A 25,446-nucleotide genomic window follows, 5' to 3' on the forward strand; every position below is an offset into this window, starting at 1 on the left:
GGCAGCGGCCGCCGGGCCCCGTCATCCGGGTCCCGGGCGGCCGCCGTCGTCAGGGTGTGGCGCCGTCTACTTGACGATGCCCTTGTCCTTCAGCCACGCCGCAGCGGCGTCCTTCGGGTTCTGCTTCTGGCTGCCGCTGACCGCCCGGTTGAGGTTGATCAGATCGTCGGTGGTGAGCTGCTTGGAGACGGCGTTCAGCGCTTCCTTGGCCTTGTCCGTCATCTTCGCCTTGTTGTACAGCGGCAGGACCTGCTGGGCGATGAAGTTGTTCTTCGGGTCCTCCAGCACCACCAGGTCGTTGTCCGCGATGGCGGGGGTGGTGGTGTAGATGTCGGCTACCTGGACCTGGTCGGAGAGCAGGGCCTTGACCGTCAGGGGGCCGCCGCCGTCGCTGAACGGTTCCAGCTTCTTGGGTTCGCAGTTGTAGTTCTTCTTCAGGCCCGGGAGGCCGTAGGCGCGCTCGGCGAACGTCGCGGGGGCGCCGACGACGATCTCGTTGCAGACCTTGGCCAGGTCCTCGATGGACTTCAGCTTGTACTTCTCCGCGGTGGCCTTCGTGACCACCATGGCGTCCTTGTCCTCGGCCTTGGACGCGTCCAGCACGGCCAGGCCGTCGGGCAGCTTGCCGGGCAGCGCCTTGGCGATGTCGTCCGCGGAGACCTCGGTGGCTTCCTTGTTTACGTACAGCAGGAGGTTGCCGGTGTAGTCCGGGACCACGTCCACGGAGCCGTCCTGGACGGCCTTGAAGTACACCTCGCGGGAGCCGATGTTCGGCTTGGTGGTGGCGGTGACGCCGGCCGCGTTCAGGGCACCGGCGTACAGTTCGGCGATGATCTGGCTCTCGGTGAAGTCGGCCGAGCCGATCACCAGGGATCCGCCGGCGCCACCGGTGGAACCGCCGCTGGCGGGCGCGGAGGACAGCGGGTTGGACGAGCCGCCGCAGGCGGACAGCGCCAGGGCCAGGCCGACACCGGTGGCCAGGGCGCCGAATGCGCGCCTGCCGAGGGCTCGTTGGCGGTTTTCCTTCATGATGTACCTCCTTGAAGAACAGGCTCCGCGGTCGCGGGGTCTGTGAGATCAACCGTGGCCTGCTGGCCGCGGTTTGGTGTGCGGGCGGCGCCCCGGACGAGGAAGAGCCGCTGGAACAGGGCCAGGACGAGGTCGACGGCGATCGCCAGGACGGCGATCAGCAGCGAGCCGCCGAGCATTTGGGGGAAGTCGGAAAGCACCAGCCCGTCGAAGAGGTAGCGCCCCAGGCCGCCTAGGTTGATGTAAGCGACCACCGAAACGGTGGCGATGACCTGGAGCACGCCGGTGCGGAACCCGCCGAACATGACGGGCAGTGCGTTGGGGAACTCGGCCCGGAACAGCACCTGGAGTTCGGTCATGCCCATCGCGCGGGCGGCGTCCACCACATTCCGGTCCACGCTGGAGATGCCGGCATAGGTGCCGGCCAGCAGGGGCGGGACGGTCAGGATCACGAGGGCCCAGACCGGGGGCATCAGCCCGATTCCCGCGAGCAGGACAAAGAGCGTCAGCAGGCCCAGGGTGGGCAGGGCCCGCAGCGCGCCGGCGAGGGCGACGACGGCCACCCGGCCGCGTCCGGTGTGGCCGACGTACAGGCCCACGGGCACGGCGATGGCCACGGCGATCAGCATGACCAGGCCGGTGTATTGCAGGTGCTCGGCCAGGCGCACGGGAATCCCGGTGCTGCCGGACCAGTGGTCCGGGTCTGCCAGCCACGCGAAAGTATCGGAGAAGACGTTGCTCATGCGCTGGCCTCCACGGTGGCCGCGCTGCCGCGGGCGGCCCCCCTGGGGCCGGCAGGCTTCGCCCCGGCGGCGCGGGCCCAGGGGGTCAGGAGGCGTTCGAGCAGCACCAGGAGGGCGTCCATGACGAGCGCGAGGATGAGGATGGCGATGATGCCCACCATCACCTCGGTGACAAAGTCGCGCTGCAGTCCGGCGGTGAACAGCATGCCGAGGTTGCCGATGCCCAGCAGCGCCGCGACGCTGACCAGTGAGATGTTGCTGACCGAGACCACCCGAAGGCCGGCGAACATGACGGGCAGGGACAGAGGCAGGTCGATCTGCAGGAAACGGGCCAGCGGCTTGAAGCCCATGGCGACGGCGGCCTGTTGCAGGTCATCGTCCACCGAATCGAAGGCGTCGAGGGCGGCACGGACCAGGAGCGCCACCGCGTAGATGGTCAGCGCGACGATCACGTTGAGCGGGTCCAGGATCCGGGTGCCGATCACGGTGGGCAGGATGATGAACAGCGCGAGGGAGGGAATGGTGTAGAGCAGGGACGAGGCCGTGAGGACCACGGCCCGGAGGGTGCTGCTGCGTCGCGCAAGCTGGGCCAGCGGGATCGCGATGAGCAGGCCCAGGACCATCGGCACCACCGCGAGCACAAGGTGCTGGCCCGCGAGGGTGAAGACGGTTCCGCTGTTGGCCAGGAACCATTCCATCAGAGTCGTCCCTGCCTGGCCCGCCGGTCCGCGTCGATGACGGCGAGCACCTCGTCGGCCTTGAGAATCCCGGCGACACGGCCGTCGTCGTCGACGGCGACGCCCAGACCCGAGGGCGAGGACAGCGCCGCGTCCAGGGCGCGGCGGAGGGTCTCGCCCTTGCGGAAGAGGGAGCCGCCGGGGACAGTGGCCGCTCCTGCCCCGGGACCGCTCCAGCCCAGGGGACGGCCCTCGTCGTCGACCACCAGCTGCCAGTCTCCGGCCTCGCTGCCGGCGCCGAGCTCGTGGAGCCGGACGGTCTGCGCCGCGTGGATGCGGACGCCGTCGGAGGGGCTGAAGGCCAGGTGCCGGAAGCCGCGGTCCCGGCCCACGAAGGCCGCCACGAACTCGTTGGCGGGAGCGCGCAGGATTTCCTCCGGCGCGGCGTACTGGGCCAGCTTTCCACCAGTAGCGAAGACGGCAACCTTGTCACCCAGGACGGTGGCCTCGTCGATGTCGTGGGTGACGAACACGATGGTCTTGGCGAGGTCCCGCTGCAGGCGCAGGAGTTCCTTCTGTAGCTCGTCGCGGACCAGGGGGTCCACGGCGCTGAACGGCTCGTCCATGAGCAGCACGGGCGGGTCAGCGGCGAGCGCCCGGGCCACGCCGACGCGCTGCTGCTGGCCGCCGGAGAGCTGGGAGGGGTAGCGCTTCCCGAGGGCGGAGGCGAGCCCGACGACGTCGAGCAGCTCCTCGGCGCGCTTGCGGGACTCGGCCTTGGAGACGCCGTTGAGCCGCGGGACGGTGGCGATGTTGTCCAGGACCGTACGGTGCGGCATCAGTCCGGAAGACTGCATGACGTAGCCCATGGAGCGGCGCAGCTGGGGTGCGGGGACACTGGTGACGTCCCTGCCATCCACGGTCAGGGTGCCCGAGGTGGGCTCCACCATCCGGTTGATCATCCGCAGGGAGGTGGTCTTGCCGCAGCCGGACGGGCCGACGAAAACCGTGATCGCGCCCTTGTCGATGGACATGCTCAGATCGTCAACGGCCGCCTGGCCGCCCTGATACTTCTTCGTGACGCTCTGGAACTCGATCATGGCCTCTGCCATTACGGGCTTACCTAACTGTTGGCGGCAACATGGGACGGTCCAGCCAACTGATCATATGCATGCTTATTTTTTACTGTAAAGCGAGTAGGAGCCCAGCGTAACGGGCGCCGCAGACAGGTTGATCAAACGAGTCGAAAAAGTGATCAAACCGTCCCACGGCGCCCGCGTCCCCGCGGCGGCGGCGGACCGCCTCCGCGGGGGCGGCGGACCGCCTCCGCGGGGCGAGCGAAACTCTCCCCGCGGAGTCTTCGGCACCGTTGCCCGGGCGGATGGGCGCACCTTTTCGTTAGCGGCCGCGCCGCCCGGCCTTGCCGCCGCTGCCGCCACCTCTGCTGCTGCCGGGTTCTCCGGAGCCGGCGGCCCGTTTGGCCCCGTACCCCTCTCCCAGGCGTTCCGCCGCCCGCTGGCCGCGGCTGGCCGCGGACACCTTCTGGTGCCATTCCCGCTGGTAGGCCCGCCGCGCGGCCGCGTCGTGCCGGCGGCCCAGGGCGGCGAGCTCGCGCTGCATCTTCTGGTAGCTGGCCCAGCGGCGGCCCTGCAGTGTGCCGTCGGCGAGTGCGGCCTGAACGGCGCAGCCCGGTTCGCGGTCGTGGGCGCAGTCGGCGAACCGGCAGCCGGCAAACAGCTCCTCGAGGTCGCCGAACACTTCGCCCATGCCGTCCTCGGCGTCGAACAGGCCGAACCCGCGCACCCCCGGGGTGTCCATCAGGACGGCGCCGCCGGGCAGTGGAACCAGCTCGCGGACGGTGGTGGTGTGGCGGCCCTTGCCGTCACCGGCCCGGACGGGTCCGGTGTCCTGGACATCGGACCCGGCGAGCGCGTTGATCAGCGTCGATTTCCCGGCTCCGGAGGGTCCCAGCAGCATGATGGTGCCTCCCGGGGGCAGGTGGGCGAGCAGTTCCTCCAGTCCGTCGCCCTGCTGCGCGGACGTGGTGACCACGGCGGCGCCGGCGGCCTGGTGGAGGACGGTGGCGACGACGTCATCCGCCACGCCCGCCAGGTCCGCCTTCGTGATGACCACCAGGGGTGTGGCGCCGGAATCCCAGGCGGCCACGAGGGTGCGCTCCAACCGGTTATGGGTGAGGGGCCAGTCCACCGGAACCACCACCCCTACGACGTCCATGTTGGCGCCAAGCACCTGGGCCTCCGAGGAAGCGTCGAAGGCCTGTTTGCGGATCAGTGCCGTCCGGCGGGGCAGGACGTCGATGATGGCGGTCTCCCCCACGCTGTCGGGGCCGAGCCACACCCAGTCGCCGGTGGCGGGCCAGCCGCCGTTGCGGGGATAGGGGAGGTGGAGCGGACCGTCGTGCGCGGCGACCACGACGCGGGTGCGGTCGACGCGCGCCACGCGGCCGGCGCCGGTTCCTCCGGACACGGGATGGTCAGCGAACATGTCCCGGACGGAATCGGTGAAACCGTAGGCTTCCGGGCCGCTGGGGACGTGGTGATGATGAGATGGTGCAGAGTGAGCGTTCAATGGGAACCCTTTGTGCTGGGCCCCGGGACATGTCGCCCGCTGCGGTCGGAATGGACCGGCGTATACCCGCCCGGCAGGAGATGCCGGAGGTCGGGTCAGGAAGCGCGGACGGCCGGGGCAGAACGTGTGCTGTGGCTGCTGGTGGTGCGCTGCGCGCGCAGATCCGTTGCAATCATCACGTTCACCTCCCCCGCAGTAGCTTTCGCGTTCCCCCGCTGCCGATCACGGCGCGGTGTCTTCAGGGTAGCCGCCCCCGCCGCCGCTGGCTAGGGACCGTTCGGGGAAAGCCTGCCGTCCACCGGCCGTTCCCGGTAGAGCCTCAACGCCACATCGACGAGCGAGACCCGGTTCAGCCCGGCGACCTCGGCCAGCGGGATCCACGCCGCGTGCGTGGTGCTGCCGCCGACCTCATGGCGCAACTCTCCCCCGGTGATCTCCGCTTCGTAGACGAGTCGGAGCGACTGGAAGTCCCGGTGGCCGCCGTCGAGCCGTGACTCGGCGGGCCAGTACCCGACGTCCACGCCCAGCAGGGCGCCGACGGCGGCGTCATAGCCGGTCTCCTCGAAGATTTCCCGCCGGCAGCCGTCCACGGGGTGTTCGGCCAGGTCCAGTCCCCCGCCGGGCAGCGTCCAGCCCTCGCGGCCGCCCTGCTTCCAATACGCGAGGAGGAGGCTGTCGTCGCGGATGACGACGCCGTAGGCGGCAGGGCGGGTGTCGAATGGCAGGGTCATCGTCCCAGCGTAACCGCGCACCGCCGGCCCTGCCGGATCCGGCGGCCGGGCCCTAGAGTTTGAGGGTGACCAACCTCGAAGTCCTGCCGCCCGAAGAAGTCTGCCCCGCCGCGCACAGCGTGGCTGGAACCGCCAGCGGTCCGTGCCTCCAGCTCTGGCCGGCCCGCGAGGTCCCGCTCGGCGGGGTCCGGGCCATGAACGTCTCCCGCACCCTCCCGCAGAGGGGCCTGCCGACCGTGGGCGCGTGGTGCTTCCTGGACAGCTTCGGCCCCGACCGCGTCGCCATGTCCGTGCTCCCGCACCCGCACACGGGGCTGCAGACCGTCACGTGGCCGCTGGCGGGAACCATCCGGCACCGCGACAGCGTGGGCAGCGACGTGATCGTCCGGCCCGGGGAACTCAACATCATGACGGCCGGACGGGGCGTCTCCCACTCCGAGTTCGCGGTGCTGCCCGGCGGCCCTGATGCCGAAATGCCGCTGCAGCGCGGCCTGCAGCTGTGGGTGGCGCTCCCGGACAGCGACCGGCACCGCGGCCCGGCGTTCGAACAGCACCGGGACCTGCCCGTGGTCCGCGGCCAGGGCTTCGCGGCGACCGTCATGGTGGGGAGCCTGGCCGGGACGACGTCGCCCGCCACCACCTTCACGCCGATCCTTGGGGCCGACATCAGCTGCGACGGACCGCTGGACCTGCCCCTGGACCCGGACTTCGAGCACGCCGTCCTGGTGCTCGACGGCAGCGTGGAACTCGACGGCCAGCAGGTGCCGCCCGGACCGCTGGGCTACCTCGGCACCGGCCGGGACCGGCTGCAACTGGTGGCCTCTCCCGGGACCCGGTTCGTGCTACTGGGCGGGGAACCGTTCGAGGAGGAACTGCTGATGTGGTGGAACTTCGTCGGCCGCAGCCACGAGGAGGTGGCACAGGCGAGGGAGGACTGGGAGGCGCAGGCCGGACTCACGGACGCCGACGCCGCGTCGGCCCGCTTCGGGCTGGTGCCCGGCCATGGACCCGACGCCGGCCCGGAAGCCGGGCGGATCCCCGCGCCGCCGCTGCCCGGGGTGCCGCTTCGTCCGCGCCGGCGGCACTGACCACGACGGCCGGTTGGCCCGGACCCGTTTAGCCCGGCTCAGTCCTGTTCGGCGACGAGCTGCAGGACCCCGAACACCGGCTCCTGCTGCAGCACCCGGACGTCGGTGATCCCCTCGGCGGCGAGCGCGGTGCGGAACGCGTCCTGCAGGCGCACCACGTTCATACCGAGCCCGCTGCCCAGGATCACGGGACCGGCGATGCCGAGCTGCCGGAGGGTCTGGACGGCAAGGTCGGCCAGGTCGCGCCCGGCCTGTCCGATCAAGGCCTGGCTGGCGGGGTGCCCGGCGTCGGCGGCCTCGACCACCACACGCGCCTGCTGGGCCCAGAAGCGCCGGCCCGTGGCCGGCGAGTGGAAGAGGGCAATGAGCTTGTTGGGGTGGTCCGTGCCGCAGGAGGCCAGCAGCGCCCGGGTCAGTTCGTCCGGTTCCAGTCCCTGGTTCATCCGGCGCAGGCTGTGCCGGACCGCTTCCCGGCCGAGCCAATAGCCGCTGCCCTCGTCGCCGAGCAGGTAGCCCCAGCCTCCGGCACGGGCCTCGGCGCCCTCGGCGTTCCGCCCCCAGGCGGCAGAACCGGTGCCGGCGATGACGGCCACCCCGGTGGCGGCTCCCCCGGCCGCCAGCAACAGCCGGGAGTCATGGACCACGGTGACCCGGGCGCCGGGCGCGTGCGGGCTGATCAGCGCGGCGAGCGCGGCGGCGTCCTCGTCCGTGTCGATGCCGCCGGCACCGGCGTAGACGCGGGCGATCGTGCCGCCGCCGATCCTGGCAAACAGCTCCGCCAGGTTCCGGGCCGCCTCCTCGGGGGTGACGTTTTGGACGTTGGCGCTGCCGACGGACTCGTCGGCCACGGGGACGCCGGACTCGAAGCGGACACCGCGCGTCTTGGTTCCGCCGATGTCCAGGCCGATCACGGCCCCGTCGGGGCTCGGGACGGCGGCCGGGGGGACGGAGGGGGTGTCAGAATGGGTCACCGGACAAGCCTACTGACAACGGCCGCCGAAAATCCCGTCAGGAGTACCCATGCCGCACCCGATGTTTGGCACCAGCGTCATCGCCGCGCCGATGGCCGGCGGGACGTCGACGCCGTCCTTCGTCACCACCGTGCACCGGGCCGGCGGGCTGGGCTTCCTCGCCGCCGGCTACAAGGACCCCGCCGCGATGGCGGCCGAGATCCGCTCCGTGCGCGCCACGGGCGCCCGGTTCGGGATGAACGTCTTCGTCCCCGACCCGGCCCAGCTGCCGCCGGGCCCCGCCGTGACGGCGGCGCTGGCGGCGTACCGGCAGGAGCTGATCCCCGAGGCGGGTCGCTACGGCGTTCAGCTCCCGGCGCCGCGGCTGGACGATGACGACCGCTGGCAGGAGAAGATCGATCTGCTGCTCGCCGACCCGGTGGAACTTGTCAGCTTTACCTTCGGCCTGCCAGGGACGGACACGGTGCGGCGGCTGCAGCGGGCGGGTTCCCTGGTGCTGGCCACCGTCACCGGCCTGGCCGAGGCGAGGCTGGCGGAGGAGCAGGGGGTGGACGCCCTGGTGGTGCAGCACTCCTGCGCCGGCGGGCACAGCGGGGCCTTCCTGCCGGGATCGCTTGGGATGTTGCAAGAGGGCCCGGCGGAGGGTACTACGGCGGACCTGGTCCGGGCGGTCCGCGCCGCCGTCGGACTTCCCCTGGTGGCTGCCGGCGGCATCATGGACGCGGCCGGGGTGGCCGGCGTCCTCGCCGCGGGCGCCGGCGCCGCGCAGGTGGGGACGGCCCTGCTGCGCACAGAGGAGAGTGGAACCCGCCAGCTGCACAAGGATGCCTTGGCCAGCCCGCGCTTCACCGGAACGGCCATGACCCGGGCGTTCACGGGACGTGCCGCCCGGGCCCTGGTGAACGAGTTCGTTGCCGCGCACCCGGACGCGCCGGAGGCCTACCCCGCGGTCCATCACCTGACGGCGCCGCTGCGGGCGGCCGCGGCCGCCGCCGGGGATCCGGAACGGCTGAACCTGTGGGCGGGCACCGGATGGCGGGAGGCGAAGGCCGGACCGGTCGCCGGGGTGCTGGCACGGCTGCTGGGCTAGCCTCGCTCCACGCGCCGGCCGCAGCGCGCCGGGGACGACCGCCGGAGACGACCGTTTAGCGGCCGGAGCGGCCGCGGACGAAGCCCGCCAGCAGGGAGGGGCCCTCGCTGAGCACCAGCTCCCGGAACAGGCGCACCGGGTCCGGTTCGGCGTCCGCCCCGCCGCGCCGTTCCCGCCACGCGAGGCCGATCTCACGGAAGGCCAGCTCCGACTCCAGCGCCAGCTCCACCCAGCCCAGTTCGGGCGGCTGTCCGGGCTGGTGCCGGTCCGGGGACGGGCCCGCCGGCGGCAGGATGCTGACGCCCAGCCCGGCCGAGACAAGGCCACGGGCCGTATGGGAGTCCTGGCTTTCGAAGGCGATCCGCGGCCGGAAACCGGCCTCCCGGAACAGGGCATCGGAGAGGGATCGCAGCCCGTACCCGGGGCCCATCGCCACGAACGGTTCGGCCCGCAGTTCGGCCAGCGGCACGCTGGCCCGGCCCGCCAGGCGGTGGCTGTGGTGGACCACCAGGCGCAGCGGTTCCCGGTAGAGGGCGGCAGAGGAGATCCCCCGGCTGGGGCCTGCGACGGGGGCCGTCAACGCCAGGTCGGCCTCCCCCGCGGCAAGCTCGGCCAGGCATCCGTCGCGGGAGCCCTGACTGAGCTGGAAGGCCGGCTGCGGGTGCCGCCGGTGGAAGGCGCTGATCAGCAGGGGCAGCATCGCCTCGCCGAAGGTGTGCTGAAAGGACACCGCGATCCTGCCGCGGACCACCTCCGATTCATGCCGCACCACGTCCAGTCCCGCCTGGAACTGGGCCAGGGCCGCCTCGATGTGCGGCAGCAGCGCCTCCGCCGCCGGGGTGAGCCGGACTCCCCTGCCGTCGCGGAGCACCAGTTCCGTGCCGATGAGGCGGCCGGCCCGCGCTATGCCGCGGCTGACCGTGGATTGCGGCAGGCCCAGGGCCTCGGCCGCCGCGGTGACGTGCCGGGTCCGGCCCAACTCGGCCAGGACCGGCAGCAGCGGCAACAGCTGGACAAGGTGTTTGTTCTCCACATCCACGCGGGACCTCCTCGGCAGATGACCTCCCGACGGGCCGGGAAAATGTTCCGTTTGGGCCATGAATCTAATGGTAATGATGCATTGGAAGCATACCCGGCCGGCGTCTACGCTGGGCAGATGCCCCGCCACCCCGTCTCCAGCCCCGCCACCGGCCGGCCCTCCCCCGTGGCACCGCCCGTCCCCGGCACTGAAGCCCCGGGGAACCACGGGCAACGGGAACCGCAGGCAGCGTGGGCCGGCCACCGCAAGGGCTCCGCGGGATACCGAAGGATCCTTGCCGGCCTGGCCTTCGCCGGCGTCGCCACTTTCGCGCAGCTGTATTCAACCCAGGCCGTCCTGCCGCTGATTGCGCGCGGAATGGAGGTCACCGCGGCGGAGGCCGCCCTGACGATCTCCCTGGCCACCGTCGGGCTGGCCCTCACGGTCCTGCCGTGGTCTTTTGTTGCGGACCGGGTGGGACGGGTCCGGGCCATGGCCTGGGCGATCTCGGCGGCAACCGTGTTCGGCCTGCTGGCGCCGCTGGCGCCGACGTTCCCGGTGTTGCTCGCCCTGCGGGCACTGGAAGGTATGGCACTGGGCGGGATTCCGGCGATCGCGGTGGCCTACCTGAATGAGGAGATCACGAAGGCCCAGGCCGCACTGGCCGCAGGGACCTACGTTGCCGGCACCACCCTGGGCGGGCTGGCGGGCCGGTTGCTCGCCGGACCCGTCGGCGAACTCTGGGGCTGGCGCGCCGCCGTCCTGTGCGTCTCCGCCATGGCCGCGGTGGCGGCGGTCCTGTTCCTGGTCCTGGTCCCGCCGGCCCGGAACTTCACCCCGTCCGCCGCCGGGGGCTTGCGCGGCGCGTTGGCCACCCTGGGACACCATGGCCGGAACCCGCGGCTGCTGGCCATCTACCTGCAGGCCTTCCTGCTGATGGGCGGCTTCGTGGCCGTCTACAACTATTTGGGGTTCCGGCTCTCCGCCGCACCGTTCGGCCTGCCGGCCACCCTAATCAGCCTGATCTTCCTGGCCTATCTCTCGGGCACGGTCTCGGCCCGCTGGGCCGCCGGGCTGACCGCGCGGCATGGCCGCCGGAACGTCCTGATCGCCGGGACGGTGCTGATGGTGGGCGGCCTGGCGCTGACGCTTACCGCTCATCTGGTCCTGATCCTGGCCGGGCTCCTGATCTTCACCGGCGGTTTCTTCGCCGCCCACAGCATCGGCTCCGGCTGGACCGGGGTGATCGCCAGCGGCGGCCGGGCCCAGGCCGCCTCGCTCTACAACCTCGCGTATTACCTGGGCTCCAGCGTCCTGGGCTGGGCGGGGGGCCTGCTCTTCCAGTCGCTGGGCTGGACGGCGCTTGCCCTGGGGGTGATGGCACTGGCGGCGACGACGGCGGCGGTCACCGCCGTCGTTCATCCGGCCGGCGTGCCCGGCACCGCGCAGGCCTAACGCATGGCTTCCAGGGCCTGAACCAGGTCCGCGATGACGTCCGCCGGGTCCTCGAGCCCCACCGAGACCCGCAACAGCCCGGCGTGCGGCTTCGCCTCGGCCGCAACGGGCCGGTGTGTCAGGCCGGCGGGATGCTGGATGAGGGAGTCGATGCCGCCCAGGGAAACGGCGTGGGTGAGCAGCCGGACGGCGCCCGGAAGCCGCTCAGCATGGTCCGCGCTGCCCAGCTCGAAGGCCAGCAGCGATCCCGGTCCGGCCATCTGCGTCCCCACCAGCCCCTGCGGATCGCAGTCCGGCAGCCCCGGGTAGTAGACGCGGCGGACCAGTCCATGGCCGGCCAGGGCCACGGCCACCTTGTGCGCTCCGGCCTGCTGGGCCCGGACCCGGACCGGCAGGGTGGCCAGTCCGCGGTGCAGCAGGTAGGCCGGCCAGGGCGTCAGGATTCCGCCGGTGATGGCCCGCACCCGCCGCAGCCGGGCGGCCCACTCGCCGCCGGCCGCAATGACCCCGCCCATCGCGTCCCCGTGGCCGCCGATGAATTTGGTGGCACTGTGCAGCACCATGGCCGCCCCGTGGCGTGCCGGCTGCTGCAGCACCGGGGTGGCGAAGGTGTTGTCCACCAGCACCGGGACCCCGTCGGCGGCGGCCACGACGGCGGCGATGTCCACCAGGTCCAGGCTGGGGTTCGCCGGCGTTTCCAGGATGACCAGGCCGGTGTCCGGCCGCAGCGCACCGCGCACGCCGCCGGCCGTGGTGAAGGTGACCTCGGTGCCCAGCGCGCCGGAGGCCAGCAGGTGGTCGCTGCCGCCGTAGAGCGGCCGTACCGCAACGATGTGCTTCCTCCCCGTCGCCACGACGGCCAGCAGTGCGGCACTCAACGCCGCCATGCCGCTGGCGAAGCCCACGGCCTCGGGCATCGCCTCGAGCAGGGCCACGCCCTCTTCGAAGCGTGCCACCGTCGGATTCCAGAGCCGCTGGTAGACCGTGCTTTGGCCTTCCTGCGGGGTGCCGCCCGTGGCCAGCTGCTCGTAGGCGAGGCCGCCGTCGTGGACGGAGGGAAGCGGGGCGGTGGTGGACAGGTCGATCGGGACGGCATGCAGGCCCTGGTCCGTGAGGCCCTGGCGGCCGGCGTGGACGGCCTGGGAGTCGAAGGAAAGCACGATTCTCCTTGTGAATATTCGCCATTGAATAGGGCAAGTATCCGGCAGATATTCGGAAGGAGACAGGTGTTTCGAATGGAACCGGCGGATATGGCCGCCTAAGATGAACCTAAACCACATAAAGGAGGACCCGTGAGCAGTGCTGCGAAGAATGTTCGGACCGGAGCGGGGGCCGGCGAACCGCTGGACGCTATCGACGAGCGTCTGCTGGCAGCGCTGGTGGCGGACGCCCGCATCTCCAACAAGCAGCTGGCCGAGCTGGTGGGCATCGCGCCCTCCACCGCCCTGATGCGCACCCGGGCGCTCTCCGACCGCGGCATCATCCAGGGCTTTGAGGCCAAACTCAGCCTCCCCGCCGTCGGCCGGTCGGTGCAGGCCCTGATCGCGGTGCGCCTGCGGGCCCACGACCGCGAACAAATCGACCGGTTCACCGCCCGCGTGCCCAAGCTCCCCGCCGTGCTCTCGACCTTCCACACCTCCGGCTCGGTGGACTACCTGCTGCACATTGCCGTGGCCACCACGGAGGACCTGCGTGACTGGGTGCTGGACAACCTGGCCACGGACCCGGTGGTGGGCCACACGGAAACCACTCTGGTCTTCGACCACATCCAGGGCAACCACGGGCCGCTGCCGGACTGAGGCGAGGGACCTTCGGCGCCCGCGGACCCGAGGGACTAGGCGCGCAGCGCCTGCCGCAGCGACACCGCCGCGAGAACCAGGCCCAGCGCGGCGCAGAGCACCACGAAGCCGGCCACCGCGGTCTGCAGCCCGACGGCGCCCGCGGCCAGGCCGAGCCCGATCACCGGGAAGGCGCTGCCGAGGTAGGTGATCACGTACACCGTGCTGATGATCTGCGCGTGGCGGGCCGCCTCGACCTTGCCGGCGACGGTGTTGAAGACGGTCCGGAACGCCACGCCCTGGCCCAGGCCCGCGGTGACGCTCGCCGCGACCAGCAGCCAGGGGCTGCTCCAGGCGGCAGCGGCGGCGATCAGCAGCACCGAGACGGAGAGCAGCACGAGCCCCGCCGGGACCACGAACCGTCCCCGCACGGCCAGCAGCTGGCTCAGGGCGGACGCGGCGAGGGTGAGGCCGGCCAGGACCCCGATCAGCGGACGCGAGTCGGCGTGGACGATCTGCGCGAAATAGCCCGGGGCCAGGGAGAGGCAGAAGCCGAACACGGCGAAGCTGAGGAAGCCCACCGACGAGGCGAGCCAGAAGGCGCCCCGTGCCTCGCTGGAGACGGACGGCCTGCGCGGGGCGAGGACCTTCAGCGGCTGCTGCCCGGCGGTGGAGGTGATCGCGGGGCGGGCCTTGAGCAGGTACAGCGGGACCAGGAGCGCCGCCAGGACCAGCGAGTGGAGGTAGTACGGCGTCGACGTCGGACCCGGGAACACCGAGAGCAGCCCGCCGATCGCAGGCCCGGCCGCCACCCCGCCGGCCGAGGCGAGCAGCGTGAAGCGGGAGGCCCATTCGGGCCGGCTGGGCAGCAGTTCCCGCAGCGCCGCGGAGCTCGCCCCGGTGGCCAGGGCCACCGCGGCGCCCTGCAGGGCACGCCCTGCGCAGAGCGCCGCCAGGCTGTCGGCCGAGGCAAAGACCAGTCCGCCGGCCAGGCCCGTCAGGACCGCCAGCACCATCGCAGCACGCCGGCCGATGTGATCGGACCAGTGCCCCGCAAGGATCAGGGTGGCAACGAGGGCCAGGACGTAGGCAGAGAACGCCACCGTCACGTCCAGCGCCGAGATGCCCAGCCGGGCCTGGAGCAGCGGGTAGAGCGGGGTCGCGAGATTGGCTCCCACCAAGAGCGTGAAAATGACGACGCCGGCCATCACCAGCCGGGCGGTGACGGAGGCATCCCAACCCCAGCGGGCGGCGGTGGCCGGGCGCATGCGGAGTTCGCTGAAGACGGTCATGACGGTGTCCCTGCACATCGGGGTACCGCGGGCGTTCCCGGTGGGGAGGCTACGGACCCGGTAAAGAAATGGATGCCTCCAGAATGCGGCACGCATGATCGTTCACCTCTCTTTTCGTGCCAGAATTGATCAAAACCATCAATGATGCCCCGCGCGGATGAACCGGAGTGATGATTTGAACAGCCTCGACCCCACCGACCTGCGGATCCTGCTGGAACTGGTCAAGGATCCCCGGGTCCAGATCGGCGAACTCAGCGACGCCCTGGGCATCGCGCGGAACACGGCGCAGACCCGGGTCCGGCGGATGTTGCGTTCGGGGATCCTGCACGACGGCGGCCGTGAGATCGACCTGGAGGCGGTGGGGTACGACGTCGTCGCGTTCGTCACGATCGAGGTGAACCACCGGGAGCTCGACGGCGTGGTCGCCGCACTGCGCCTCATCCCCCAGGTCCTGGAGGTGCACGAAATCTCCGGCCGGGGCGACGTCTGGTGCCGGCTGGTGGCCACGGACACGCACAATCTCCAGACTGCCCTGCGCTCCATCCTGCGGATCAAGGGCGTCATCCGGACCGAGACGGTGCTCGCCCTGCACACCCACATCCCCTACCGCACCGAGCCGCTGATCAGCCGGCTGGCTCAGGGCGCCGCCGGAACCGCTGCGCGGCCAGCGCGCCGGGCCGTTGCGGCCGGTGACGGCACCGACGCTGGATAATGGCCCGGTGACTATCATCGACAACGCCGTCTACGTGGACGGCGTCCGCCGGGCCGAGCCCGAGAGCCTGGAACAGACCTTCGAGACCCTGAATCGCCACGGGGGCATGGCGTGGATCGGCCTCTACCGTCCCACCACCGAGGAAATGGCCGCCGTCGCCGCCGAATTCGGACTGCACGGCCTCGCCGTGGAGGACGCCGTCTCCGCCCACCAGCGCCCGAAGCTGGAACGCTATGACGACAACCTCTTCACCGTGCTCCGGCCCGCCCGCTACCTGGACGACTCCGAGACCGTGGAGTTCGGCGAGCTGCACGTCTTCACCGGCCGCAACTTCGTGGTGACGGTGCGGCACGCCGAGACCGCCGGCGTCGGCCAGGTGCGGCGCCGCCTGGAGCTGCGCCCGGACCTGCTCTGCCACGGGCCCGAGGCCGTGCTCTACGCGCTGATGGACCAGGTTGTGGACGACTACGGGCCGGTGGTTGCCGGGCTGGAAAACGACATCGACGAGATCGAGGACCAGCTCTTCAGCGGCGACCCCCTGGTCTCCCGGCGCATCTATGAGCTCGCCCGCGAGGTGATCCACTTCCAGCGGGCCATCCATCCGCTGCCGGCCATGATGCAGCACCTGCGCAGCGGCTTCGAGAAGTACCGGGTGGATTCGGAACTGCAGCACAATCTCCGCGATGTCGAGGACCACGTGGAGCGGCTGATTTCCCGCGCGGACTCCTTCCGGGACCTGCTGCAGAACGCGCTGACCCTGGACGGCACGCTGACCGCCAACCGCCAGAATGAGGCGAGCGCCGAACAGAACGAGCAGGTCAAGAAGATCTCCTCCTGGGCCGCGATCTTTTTCGCCCCGTCCTTCGTGGCCGGGGTGTACGGCATGAACTTCGAGAATATGCCGGAGTTGCACTGGGCGTTCGGGTATCCGATGGCGATCGGGCTGATGGCCGCCACGGCGACGCTGATGTATGCCATCTTCAAGCGGAAGGGCTGGCTCTGACCGGAGCCCGCTGACGCCGGCACCCGCTCACGGGCGGGCCTTCCCTACCGCCCCGTGTCCCGCGGGCCCCGTGTACTCTGGCCGCATGAGCGCGCGGCGGGAGCGGTTCCGGCACATCGTGGAGACCCTGGGCAGGCACGGGCTGGGATTCGCGGTGGGCGGGCTGCACCTGGAGCGGTTGCACTTGACCGGCCGGCCCGGAGGGTTGCCCGGCGCCCGGATGCCTGCCCCGGAGCGGGTGCGCCTGGCCCTGGAGGAACTCGGGACGGTGTTCATCAAGTTCGGCCAGATCGTCTCCACCCGGACCGACATCCTGCCCCCGGACTACGCCGCGGAGCTCGCCACCCTGCAGGACGCCTCCCCCGCCATCCCGGCCGAACAAATCCGCGACGTCATCGCCGAGGAGCTCGGGCCGGCCGCGCACCAACTGCTGGCCGGGCTGCGGGACACACCGCTCGCCACCGGTTCCATCGGGCAGGCCCACGAGGCAACACTCGCCGGCGGGGGCGCGGCCGACGGCGGCGTCTTGGCCGACGTCGTGGTCAAGGTGCGCCGGCCCGGCGTCGTCGAGGAGGTCAATGAAGACCTGGAAATCATGGCCGAACTGGCCAAACGTGCCGAACAGGCATCCTCGGCCGTGGCCGGCTGGCGGGTCGCGGCCCTGGTGGACGAGTTCGCCCAGACCCTCCGGGCGGAACTGGACTACCTGCAGGAGGCGCGCAACGCCGAGCAGTTCGCGGCCAACTTCGCCGGTGACCCGCGCGTGCACATCCCCCGGGTCTTCTGGGACGCCACCACCACGCGGGTGCTGACCCTGGAGCGGCTGCGCGGCATCAAGATCAGCGACGTCGGCGGGCTGCGGGCGGCCGGGATCGACACCGGGGACCTCGCCGTCCGCGCCTGCACCGTGCTCCTGAAGATGGTCTTCGAAGACGGGTTCTTCCACGCCGACCCGCACCCGGGAAACTTCTTCGTCGAACCCGACGGCAGGCTGGGGATCATCGATTTCGGCATGGTGGGCAAGATCGACGACGGCGCCCGGTGGAACCTGGTGCGGGTACTGCTGGCGGTTGTGGACAAGGACCCCCGGAGCCTGACCACCGCGGTGGTGCGGCTCTGCGGCGGCGCCGACGGCGACTATGGCACCCTGCAGGCGGCGTTGGGCCGGCTGTTGGACCGCTACGCCGACCGGCCACTGGCGGAGGTGCCGCTGGTACCGGTCCTGGCCGAGCTGGCGGGGCTGCTGCGGACCAGCCGGCTCCGCCTGCCGCGGGAGACGGCCCTGATGGTCAAGATGCTGGTCATGGCCGACGGGCTGGGCAAACAGCTGGACCCCGGCTTCGAGCTGACCGAACAGCTGGGGCCCTTCACCCGCGGTGTGGTGCTCTCCTCTCTCACCCCGGAGGCGGTGGCTGAGCGGCTGAAGAAGCTCGGGTGGGAGGCCCTGAGGTTCGGCATCGAGGCACCGGAACTGGCCCGGAGGCTGCTGGAGGTGCTGGAGCGTGGCGGGGTGGACGTGCATTTCCGGGCCGGGGAACTCCAGTCGCTGATGGACCGGGCGGAGAAGACCGGCAACCGGATCGTCGCGGGCCTGATCGTCGCTGCGCTGATCGGCGCCGTCGGGGAACTGGTGTCCTTCCAGCCGGACCGGTGGAAACGGTGGCCCAAGGCCCTGTTCACCGCCGGGCTGGGCGGTGTTGGTGCCCTCGGCGGCTATCTGGCGATCGGCTCGCGGCCGCACCGGCGGCGCGGGACCGGCTAGGGCCGCCTGCTTCAATCCAGCAGGTTGTCCGGGACTGCCTCAGGGCGTGGGGCGTCGGTGCCGTGCCTGCGCCACCAGCCGGGCAAAGGCTAGGACGAACACCGCCTCGATCGCCGCCATCAGCGCGAGCCAAAGCCACTCACGGTGGCCGATGAAGTAGACCACCCCCGCCCCCACCAGGATGCTGCCAAGGACCAGCGCGTACACCGCGAAGCCGACGGCTACCTTCGCGCTGCGGACCCCCGTGCGGAAGCCGAAACCGTTGGGCTCGCCGCCCGGCTGTCCGCGCACACGGTCCTCCCGGGCCGGGCCAAGCCGGTCGAATTCCTCCCACGGATCGGGGCCATGTTCCGGAGGTAGGTCCGGACGTTGGTCCGGAGGTTGTTCCGCCATTGCCCCATTTTAGTCGGCGCCGTCAGCCGCCGCAGGTCAGGCGGCGCGCTGCTCCACCTGGCCGGGGGCGGCGCCGTCGGCCCCGAAGACCAGCAGCCGGGTGGCAATCTTCTCCGTGAAGAACCGGTCGTGGCTGACCACCACGACGGCGCCCGGGAAGTGCAGCAGGGCCCGTTCCATCACCTGGGTACTCGAGAGGTCCAGGTGGTTGGTGGGTTCGTCGAGGAGCAGCACGGACGCCCCCGAGAGCAGGCACTGGGCCATGGCGACGCGGGCCTTCTGGCCGCCGGAGAGGTTGCCAATCTTTTGCTTGAGGTCCGCCTCGGAGAACTGGAACATCGCGAGGAAGCGGTTGACCGACTTCCTGGTGGCGGTCAGGGCCAGGCTGTCCGGGAGGGCGTTGACGGCGTGCGAGACGGTGTCGCCGTCGTCGAGCGCCGCCAGCATGGCGTTGTAGGAGACGTACCCCGGACCCTTGGCCCAGGCGACCGTGCCGGCGTCGGGGGCCTCCTCGCCGGTGAGGACCCGCAGGAGGGTGGATTTGCCGCTGCCGTTGGCGCCCAGGACGGCGATCCGGTTGCCCTTGCGGATCTCGAAGCCCAGATCCGTGAACAGCGTCCGGCCCTCGTAGGACTTTTCCAGCCCCTCGACCCGGCAGAGGACGTCCTTGACGTGCAGGCCGCCGTAGATCTCGGTGACGATCTGGTCCACCGGCCGGGGGGTGCGCGACTTCTTGATCTTGGCCAGCTTGTTCTCCAGGCCCCGGCTGGCGGCCTTGGCGGCCTCGCGCCGGTCGGCAATTCCCTCCGCCTCGAAGGCGAGCAGCTCGGCCTCGTGGACGAACTGCTGTTCCAAAGTCTTGAGCCGGAACTGCTTCTGGACCACGTATTCGGCGAAGTTCCCCGGATACTCGTGCAGGTGGTAGTTCTCCACTTCGACGATCCGCGTGACCACGGCGTCCAGGAACATGCGGTCGTGCGAGACGATGACGGCGGCGCCCTTGAAGTCGCGGAACCAGTTCTCCAGCCACTGCACCCCGGCGACGTCGAGGAAGTTGGTCGGCTCGTCCAGCAGCAGCACGTCCGGGCTTTCGAGCAGGATCTTCGCCAGCGCGGCGCGGTTGCGCCAGCCGCCCGACAGCTCGTCGATGGCGCAGTGCCGGTGGGCGTCCTCGAAGCCGAGGGTGGTCAGCACGGTGTCGATCCGGCGCGGGTAGTCCCACCCGTCCAGCCGTTCCATCTCCTCGAAGAGGGCGGCCTGCCGGGTGATCAGGCGGTCCAGTTCCCCGGCACCGGGGTCGGCGGCGATGGCGGCGTCGATCCCGGCAAGTTCCGCCTCGACGGCCTTCACCGTGCCGAACAGTCCGTTGAGGACCTCCGTGATGGTGGAGGCACCGTTGAGTTCGGAGAACTGGGAGAAGTAGCCCACGCGGATGCCGGGATCGACGCTGACCGTACCGGTCTCCGGGGCGACTTGGTCCAGGACCAGCTTCAGGACGGTGGTCTTGCCGGAGCCGTTCTTGCCGATCAGCCCCACCCGGTCGCCGGGCTCGAGCCGGAAGAAGACCTCACGGAGGACCGGAGTGTTCTCGAAGCGGACGCTGACGTCGTTCAGGCGGATCAGGCTCATGGGGGTCCTTTCGGGGCGCCCGTGCCCGACGGCGGACCGTACGGTGGGCGGCCCGGCCGCTGTGGGAAGCGGGAGTGGAAATCCGGGTGGCGCAGGGAACCCGTGGTTTCCAGAATATCCCGGCATGCGAAGAGCCCCGCACCGCGGCTGCGGTACGGGGCTCTTGCGGTATGGGGCGCTTGGGGTGTGCGGTCCGCTAGCGGCCGGACTTGCCGTGGCCGGGCGCGGGAGCGGCTGCCTGGGCCGGCGCGGGAGCCGGGGCGGCCTGGGCGCCCTGGACGGGTGCGTGGCCGTAGCTCGGGACGGCGGGGGTGGCCGCGTGCTCGTCGCGGTGCTGTTCGGCGTTGGCCTGGCCGGCGGCACGGTGCGCCTCGGCGTTCGCGTGGGCCCAGGCGCTGTTGCCCGGTTCAGACGGAGTGGATTTCTCCGGTTCGCTGTCCTTCGTTTCCGTGGACTCGCCCGGTTCCGTGGCCTCGCCGGTTTCGGTCGGGGCAGCGGACGGGGTATCGGTGGCTGAGGGGGCCGGGGCGGGCTCCGTCGGTTCCGCGGTCTCGGTCGGCTCCGCGGATGCGGTAGCGGTCGGTGCCGGTTCCGTGGGCTCGGCGGTCTCAGTGGGGGCGGCCGTCGGGGAGTCGGTGGCGGTCGCCGTGGCGGTGACGGTCGGCGTCGGATCCGCGGTGATCTCGCTGACCGTGGCGGCCATCGCCGCCCCCGCTCCGCCGGTGACGACGACGGCGGCCACGGCTGTTGCCTTGCCTGCGGTGCCCAGGGCGCCGAGCCACGTGAAAATTCCTGCCAAGGGGTGTTCCTTCCAGAGTTCCAAAGAGGTGTCCGGCAGGCCCTGTCACCAAGCCAACCGGGGAAAACATTACTCAGACGGAGACGGCGCGACGGCGGGGAACGGGATTCCTGCGGATTTCTTGGGGATAAACAGTGGTGCGGGGCGTACCGGCGGGCTCAGGGACCCCGGGGCGCGAACATGATAACGGCCACGCCCGCCAGGCAGACCACGGACCCGATGACGTCCCAGCGGTCCGGCCGGAATCCGTCCACCGCCATGCCCCAGGCCAGGGACCCTGCCACGAAGACGCCTCCGTAGGCGGCCAGGATCCGGCCGAAGTGGGCGTCCGGCTGAAGTGTCGCGACGAAGCCGTAGAGCCCGAGGGCGACGATCCCGATCCCGGCCCACCACCAGGCGCGGCCCTCGCGGACGGCCTGCCAGATCATCCAGGCCCCGCCAATTTCGGCCACGGCGGCCAGGGCAAAGAGCAGGACGGTGCGCGCAATGGTCATGCCACCATCTTTGCGCACCCCGGCCCTTGTCCGCGGCGGCGTCGGCGGGTATGAGTGAAGCATGCAGACCGGACAGGGGCTCCTTGAGGGGCGGGTAGCGGTGGTGACCGGGTCCTCCCGAGGCCTGGGCTTTGCGATGGCGGGGCTGCTGGGCGCCGAGGGGGCCGCCGTCGTCCTCGCGTCCCGGTCGGCCGCCGACGCCGAGGCGGCCGCCACCCGGCTCCGGGCGGCGGGAATCACGGCGTTGGGGCTGGGCTGCGACACTGCGGAGCTGGCCGACGTCGAGTCCCTGCGCGACGAGGCCCTGCGCCTCGGCGGGCTGGACATCTGGGTAAATAACGCCGGCGTCTCGGGTGTGTACGGGCCGACGGCGTCCACGCCGGTGGACGACTTCACGCGGGTGGTCCGGACCAACATCCTGGGCACCTTCCACGGTTCCCGCGTGGCGCTGCCGGTGATGCTCGGGCAGGGCCACGGTGACCTGGTGAACCTCTACGGCCAGGGCGACGGCGGGCCGGTGCCGCTGCAGAACGCGTATGCCTCCAGCAAACGGTGGGTGCGACAGTTCACCGAGACCCTGCGCCGGGAAACGCGCGGCACCGGCGTGCGGGTCCACGGCATGAATCCCGGCCTGGTGGAAACGGACCTCCTGCGGCGCATCCGGGCCCAGTCAGGCTACGAGAAGCGCCTTTCGGCCCTGCAGGTGGTGGTGGGGCTGTGGGGGCAGGCCCCGGAGGCCGCCGCGAAACCCCTGCTGGGCCTGGTCACGTCGGATGCGGCGGCGTACCGGGACCTCACCCCGGCCCGGCTGGTGTCCCGGGGCGCCCGAAACGTCCTGGCCGGCCGGCTCCGCAGGAGTCACCGAATGCCGCTGGATATCACCGTGGTGGAACCGGAACGCTGACCGGCGGAAGCACCGGCGCCGTGGCGGCTACCTGACGGTCAGCGCCGGGTTGACGGGCGCCTTTGCGGCGTTGACCTGCAACCCGGCCGTGACCTTCTGCCCGGCGGCGAGCTTCGCCGTCCAGTCCGAGCCGGTGCAGGTGACGGACGTCTTCGGGACCACCGTGCACTTCATCCCCCAGGAGTTGGCAACCGAGGTCACCGTGGGGTCGTTCCAGGACACGGACCACGACGGCACCGCACGCAGCGCCGTAAGGTCCAGGTTCGCCACGTAGCCGCCGGGCCAGGAACTGGTCAACCGCCAGGTGGCCGACAGGGCATCCCCGCCGACCGGTCCCGGGCTCGCGCTCGGCGAGGGCGACGGCGACGGGCTGGTGGTCGGTGCCGGTGCGGGAGCGGTGGGCGCGCCCGTCGGCGTCGGGGTGGGCGAGGGAGACGTCGTCTGCGTAGGCGCGGGCGACGTCGTCGGCGTCGGCGTTGGGGACGTGCCCGGGGCGTTGGTCAGAATCGGGGCCAGCGCATCCAGCTTGGCGCGTTCCGGCGTGCGCCAGTCGGACTGGACCAGACCGCCTGTTCCGGCCGAGTTGGGGTTGAAGGACCAGTAGGCAAAGGACATGCCGTTGGCCTGGAGGTAGCTGACAATCGAGGCCATCCACGCCTTGTCGGAGGCGGTGGCCAGGGCGGTGCCGAACTCCCCCAGCAACACCGGAGCGATTCCCTTCTTCTGCAGGTATCCCCAGTTGCGGTCCCAGACGGCGGGGAGGTTGGCCGGGTAGGCGGGGTCGCTGAACCATTTCTGGGCGAACATGGACGCCGGGTAATCGTGCGGCGAATAAACCACCCGGTGCGGCACGGCGAGGGACACCGGCTTCGCGCCGGCGTCCGCCAGGCCACCACCCCACCAGGTGCCTCCCGCGGTCGCCTGGTTCTCGATTCCCTCGACGAGGATCAGGAGGTTCGGGTTGGCGGCCAGGACGGCGTTGCCTCCCCGGGTCGCCGCCGCCTGCCAGTCGGTCGCGGCGGGTCCGCCCCAGGTGGCGGATCCCGCGGGCTCGTTGTGCAGGTCGGCCCCGATCACGGTCGGATCGTTCCTGTAACGGACCGCCAGCATCTGCCAGTCCGAGATCCACCGGGACTCGGGGACGGCGGCGGTGTACCAGAGGGGCGACTGGCTTGCCGAGGAAGGGCGGTGCCGGTCCAAGATGACCTGCAGGCCGTTGGCCTTGGCCCGGGCGATGACCGTGTCCATCACATCCAGCGGGCGCTTGCCCTCCAGGTTGTAGGCCCGGTTGGCCCAATAGTTGACGCTGCCCTTGATGGTTGTGGCGGCCAGGCACTCGTTGGAGAACGGAAGCCGGACGGTGTTGAACCCCATGGATTTTATGTTGGCCAGGGCTTCGTCGATGGTCAGGGTGCCCCAGAGTCCGTGCGGGACGCAGTCGGGGGTCTCCAGCCCGAACCAGGAGGCCGCCTTGATGATGTACGGGGCGTTATTCGAGTCCCGGATGGTGCCGCCGTCGGTGTGCAGCCACCCCGTAGCCGCGGGCGTGGTGTCCGCGACCCGCTCGAGGACCGCACCGGGCTCCGCGGGCCCGGCGCAGCCCGCCACCGCCAGCAGGACGGCAACCCCCGCGGCGACGACACCCAGCGTCCGGGCCGGACGACGGCGGGCAGGGCTCTGTTTGGTGGGGCGGCCTGATGACACATGTCCTCCAAGATTCCGGGCCAGGCAGGCCCACTGCGCCTCACCGTACCCAGCCCGGCCGCCGCTCCTTCGGCGACGCTCTGGGGTGGGCGGAATATTTCCTGGTCTTCGGCCCGCTTCCGACGGCGACGAACTCCCGCGGCGCACGTGGCCGGGGCTGGGGTTTGGCTGGGACTTGGCCCCGGATGCGGCGCTCCTACTTGCGCGATAGATGCTAAGCAGGCTTAGGATAGGGCCATGGCCGTATCGAGCGGCCGCCAACCAGAGGAGGAAACACCATGGGACTGGGCGACAAGATCGAGAACGCTGCCGAGAAGATGACCGGCAAGGGTAAGGAAGCCGCCGGCGACGCGACGGGCAACGACCGCCTCCGCGCCGAGGGCCAGGCCGACCAGGCCAAGGGCGACCTCAAGCAGGCCGGCGAGAAGGTCAAGGACGCCTTCAAGAAGGACTGATCCCGGACTACTGCCAAGGGCGCTTCCCGCAACGGGAGGCGCCCTTTGCTGTGCCACGCCAGTTGCCGGGCGTCACCCCGGTGCACGCCCGGAACCGGCGGATCCTAGAACTTGCCGTACTTGGCCCGTGCCATCGAATACACCCCGTAGCAGACCAGACCGGCCGCGGTCGCGGCGAGCAACACCACGCCAAACGGCTGGGACCCCAGAGTCTTGAGGCCGCCGTCCAGGCCTGAGGACTTGGAGGGGTCCGCCGTCGCCGCCGCCACAATGATGAGGATGCCGACCACGCCCAACACGACGCCCTTGGCGGCGTAGCCGATGGTGCCGAGCCACTCCACGGCGGTGCGGGGGTTCCCGGGAACGCTGAGGTCCTCCATGAACTTCCGGGTGACGCCCCGGTAGACGTAGTAGACCCCGCCGCCGATGATGGCTGCGCCGATGACGATCAGCAACAGGACGCCGGCGGGTGCGGCCAGAATCTTGGCGGTGAAGTCGCTGGCCGACTGGCTGGAGCTCTTGGTACCGCCAGCGGCGAAGACGGCAAAGGTGATGGCCAGGAAACCGAAGATGACGGCTTTTCCGGCCGCCGACGCCGTTTCCTTGGCCTTGTCCTTCGCCTCGCCCTGCGCGCGGCCCGCGACGACGGCCTCGCTCACCATCCAGAGGGCCAAGGCCGCGCAGGCAGCGAACCCCACCCACAGGAGGATGGCGCCGCCGGGCTTGGACGCCAGGGAGCCGATGGCCCCGGACTGGTCCGCCTCGCCGCCCTGCCCGCGGTCAATCTGGAGGGCGATGGCACCGATCAGGATATGGACCAGGCCGATGAAGACGTAGCCGGCCCGGGCGAGGTTCCGGAGTGCCGGTCCCCTGGCAGCGGAGATGGCCTCAGAGACGGCCCTGTTGGCTTTTTGCGAGGCTTCACCCACGGCGGGATCCTTCACTGGAGCGGCAGAAGTGGTCCGCCCAGCATAGCCAGCGTAAAGGTCGAGGGGAATGATGGGGCCGCGCGGGGAACCGGCGGCGGGAGGCAATGTGGAGCTAAGGAGATTCGAACTCCTGACCTCTTCGATGCGAACGAAGCGCTCTACCAACTGAGCTATAGCCCCGTGACAACGCCGCTCCCGAAA

General features: G+C 70.9%; 25 protein-coding genes and 1 tRNA gene. 9 read left to right on the top strand and 17 right to left on the bottom strand.

Features of this window, described 5'->3' with window-relative positions; genetic code table 11:
* Positions 1-66: 66 nt before the first annotated feature.
* The 6 genes from AB0O44_RS00805 to AB0O44_RS00830 form a co-directional block, all read right to left on the bottom strand.
* Positions 67-1,029 (bottom strand): ABC transporter substrate-binding protein, encoded by a 963-nt coding sequence (locus AB0O44_RS00805; RefSeq protein ID WP_290255816.1) that lies wholly within the window; start codon positions 1,027-1,029, stop codon positions 67-69.
* Positions 1,026-1,772, bottom strand: a complete 747-nt coding sequence (locus AB0O44_RS00810; RefSeq protein WP_290255817.1) for an ABC transporter permease — start codon at positions 1,770-1,772, stop codon at positions 1,026-1,028. The genes AB0O44_RS00805 and AB0O44_RS00810 overlap by 4 nt, the downstream gene beginning before the upstream one ends.
* Positions 1,769-2,470 (bottom strand): ABC transporter permease, encoded by a 702-nt coding sequence (locus tag AB0O44_RS00815; protein WP_364133139.1) that lies wholly within the window; start codon positions 2,468-2,470, stop codon positions 1,769-1,771. The genes AB0O44_RS00810 and AB0O44_RS00815 overlap by 4 nt, the downstream gene beginning before the upstream one ends.
* A complete protein-coding gene (locus AB0O44_RS00820) occupies positions 2,470-3,561 on the bottom strand; it encodes an ABC transporter ATP-binding protein (protein ID WP_364133142.1) in 1,092 nt (363 codons plus the stop codon). Before AB0O44_RS00820 ends, AB0O44_RS00815 begins: the two co-directional genes overlap by 1 nt.
* A gap of 286 nt (positions 3,562-3,847) precedes the next feature.
* On the bottom strand, positions 3,848-4,954 hold the full coding sequence (gene rsgA, locus AB0O44_RS00825; RefSeq protein WP_364133145.1) for a ribosome small subunit-dependent GTPase A: 1,107 nt from the start codon (positions 4,952-4,954) through the stop codon (positions 3,848-3,850).
* Between the two features lie 350 nt (positions 4,955-5,304).
* Entirely contained in the window at positions 5,305-5,769 is a 465-nt protein-coding gene (locus AB0O44_RS00830) for an NUDIX hydrolase (protein ID WP_364133147.1), read from the bottom strand.
* Between the two features lie 65 nt (positions 5,770-5,834).
* Between AB0O44_RS00830 and AB0O44_RS00835 the strand changes: the two genes are divergently transcribed.
* The gene (locus AB0O44_RS00835) at positions 5,835-6,857 is read left to right on the top strand and encodes a pirin family protein (protein ID WP_364133149.1); all 1,023 of its coding nucleotides are present in this window, start codon (positions 5,835-5,837) and stop codon (positions 6,855-6,857) included.
* Between the two features lie 38 nt (positions 6,858-6,895).
* Here the strand turns inward: AB0O44_RS00835 and AB0O44_RS00840 are convergent, their stop codons facing one another.
* The gene (locus tag AB0O44_RS00840) at positions 6,896-7,828 is read right to left on the bottom strand and encodes a BadF/BadG/BcrA/BcrD ATPase family protein (protein ID WP_364133152.1); all 933 of its coding nucleotides are present in this window, start codon (positions 7,826-7,828) and stop codon (positions 6,896-6,898) included.
* 49 nt (positions 7,829-7,877) lie between these two features.
* Between AB0O44_RS00840 and AB0O44_RS00845 the strand changes: the two genes are divergently transcribed.
* Positions 7,878-8,918: a nitronate monooxygenase gene (locus AB0O44_RS00845; RefSeq protein ID WP_364133155.1), complete on the top strand. Its 1,041-nt coding sequence runs from the start codon at positions 7,878-7,880 to the stop codon at positions 8,916-8,918.
* A gap of 55 nt (positions 8,919-8,973) precedes the next feature.
* On the opposite strand, the gene AB0O44_RS00850 is transcribed toward AB0O44_RS00845, so the two are convergent.
* Positions 8,974-9,957 (bottom strand): LysR family transcriptional regulator, encoded by a 984-nt coding sequence (locus AB0O44_RS00850; protein ID WP_364133158.1) that lies wholly within the window; start codon positions 9,955-9,957, stop codon positions 8,974-8,976.
* Positions 9,958-10,074: 117 nt separating this feature from the next.
* Between AB0O44_RS00850 and AB0O44_RS00855 the strand changes: the two genes are divergently transcribed.
* Positions 10,075-11,391: an MFS transporter gene (locus AB0O44_RS00855; protein ID WP_364133161.1), complete on the top strand. Its 1,317-nt coding sequence runs from the start codon at positions 10,075-10,077 to the stop codon at positions 11,389-11,391.
* Here the strand turns inward: AB0O44_RS00855 and AB0O44_RS00860 are convergent.
* Positions 11,388-12,551 carry a PLP-dependent aspartate aminotransferase family protein gene (locus AB0O44_RS00860; RefSeq protein WP_364133164.1) on the bottom strand — a complete coding sequence of 388 codons (1,164 nt, stop codon included), beginning with the start codon at positions 12,549-12,551 and terminating at the stop codon, positions 11,388-11,390. The two genes, AB0O44_RS00855 and AB0O44_RS00860, sit on opposite strands and share 4 nt — an antisense overlap.
* Positions 12,552-12,683: 132 nt before the next feature.
* Between AB0O44_RS00860 and AB0O44_RS00865 the strand changes: the two genes are divergently transcribed.
* A complete protein-coding gene (locus AB0O44_RS00865; RefSeq protein ID WP_290255827.1) occupies positions 12,684-13,190 on the top strand; it encodes an Lrp/AsnC family transcriptional regulator in 507 nt (168 codons plus the stop codon).
* 35 nt (positions 13,191-13,225) lie between these two features.
* Here AB0O44_RS00865 and AB0O44_RS00870 read toward each other — a convergent pair whose 3' ends face one another.
* Positions 13,226-14,461: an MFS transporter gene (locus AB0O44_RS00870; protein ID WP_364133166.1), complete on the bottom strand. Its 1,236-nt coding sequence runs from the start codon at positions 14,459-14,461 to the stop codon at positions 13,226-13,228.
* Positions 14,462-14,636: 175 nt separating this feature from the next.
* On the opposite strand from AB0O44_RS00870, the gene AB0O44_RS00875 reads away from it, so the two are divergent.
* The 3 genes from AB0O44_RS00875 to AB0O44_RS00885 all read left to right on the top strand — a co-directional run bounded on the left by AB0O44_RS00875 (position 14,637) and on the right by AB0O44_RS00885 (position 17,938).
* Positions 14,637-15,173, top strand: a complete 537-nt coding sequence (locus AB0O44_RS00875) for an Lrp/AsnC family transcriptional regulator (protein ID WP_364133169.1) — start codon at positions 14,637-14,639, stop codon at positions 15,171-15,173.
* 7 nt (positions 15,174-15,180) lie between these two features.
* Complete coding sequence (gene corA, locus AB0O44_RS00880) at positions 15,181-16,176, top strand: magnesium/cobalt transporter CorA (RefSeq protein WP_290255830.1); 996 nt, start codon at positions 15,181-15,183, stop codon at positions 16,174-16,176.
* 85 nt (positions 16,177-16,261) lie between these two features.
* A complete protein-coding gene (locus AB0O44_RS00885; protein WP_364133172.1) occupies positions 16,262-17,938 on the top strand; it encodes an AarF/UbiB family protein in 1,677 nt (558 codons plus the stop codon).
* A gap of 39 nt (positions 17,939-17,977) precedes the next feature.
* Here the strand turns inward: AB0O44_RS00885 and AB0O44_RS00890 are convergent, their stop codons facing one another.
* The 4 genes from AB0O44_RS00890 to AB0O44_RS00905 all read right to left on the bottom strand — a co-directional run bounded on the left by AB0O44_RS00890 (position 17,978) and on the right by AB0O44_RS00905 (position 21,253).
* A complete protein-coding gene (locus AB0O44_RS00890; protein ID WP_364133174.1) occupies positions 17,978-18,331 on the bottom strand; it encodes a hypothetical protein in 354 nt (117 codons plus the stop codon).
* 36 nt (positions 18,332-18,367) lie between these two features.
* A complete protein-coding gene (locus tag AB0O44_RS00895) occupies positions 18,368-19,960 on the bottom strand; it encodes an ABC-F family ATP-binding cassette domain-containing protein (RefSeq protein ID WP_364133177.1) in 1,593 nt (530 codons plus the stop codon).
* Positions 19,961-20,156: 196 nt separating this feature from the next.
* Entirely contained in the window at positions 20,157-20,759 is a 603-nt protein-coding gene (locus AB0O44_RS00900; protein ID WP_364133179.1) for a hypothetical protein, read from the bottom strand.
* 158 nt (positions 20,760-20,917) lie between these two features.
* Positions 20,918-21,253 (bottom strand): YnfA family protein, encoded by a 336-nt coding sequence (locus AB0O44_RS00905; RefSeq protein WP_290255835.1) that lies wholly within the window; start codon positions 21,251-21,253, stop codon positions 20,918-20,920.
* Between the two features lie 61 nt (positions 21,254-21,314).
* Here AB0O44_RS00905 and AB0O44_RS00910 point away from each other — a divergent pair, with 61 nt between their 5' ends.
* The gene (locus AB0O44_RS00910) at positions 21,315-22,157 is read left to right on the top strand and encodes an SDR family NAD(P)-dependent oxidoreductase (protein WP_364133181.1); all 843 of its coding nucleotides are present in this window, start codon (positions 21,315-21,317) and stop codon (positions 22,155-22,157) included.
* Between the two features lie 27 nt (positions 22,158-22,184).
* Here AB0O44_RS00910 and AB0O44_RS00915 read toward each other — a convergent pair whose 3' ends face one another.
* Complete coding sequence (locus AB0O44_RS00915; RefSeq protein WP_364133183.1) at positions 22,185-23,861, bottom strand: cellulase family glycosylhydrolase; 1,677 nt, start codon at positions 23,859-23,861, stop codon at positions 22,185-22,187.
* 278 nt (positions 23,862-24,139) lie between these two features.
* Here AB0O44_RS00915 and AB0O44_RS00920 point away from each other — a divergent pair, with 278 nt between their 5' ends.
* A complete protein-coding gene (locus AB0O44_RS00920) occupies positions 24,140-24,316 on the top strand; it encodes a CsbD family protein (RefSeq protein ID WP_290255838.1) in 177 nt (58 codons plus the stop codon).
* A gap of 104 nt (positions 24,317-24,420) precedes the next feature.
* Here AB0O44_RS00920 and AB0O44_RS00925 read toward each other — a convergent pair whose 3' ends face one another.
* Both AB0O44_RS00925 and AB0O44_RS00930 read right to left on the bottom strand, forming a co-directional pair.
* The gene (locus AB0O44_RS00925; protein WP_364133186.1) at positions 24,421-25,245 is read right to left on the bottom strand and encodes a DUF1206 domain-containing protein; all 825 of its coding nucleotides are present in this window, start codon (positions 25,243-25,245) and stop codon (positions 24,421-24,423) included.
* A gap of 107 nt (positions 25,246-25,352) precedes the next feature.
* A tRNA-Ala gene (locus AB0O44_RS00930) sits at positions 25,353-25,425 on the bottom strand.
* Positions 25,426-25,446: the final 21 nt, after the last annotated feature.

The organism is Arthrobacter sp. NPDC080082, assembly GCF_040686595.1.
Taxonomy (GTDB): Bacteria; Actinomycetota; Actinomycetes; order Actinomycetales; family Micrococcaceae; genus Arthrobacter.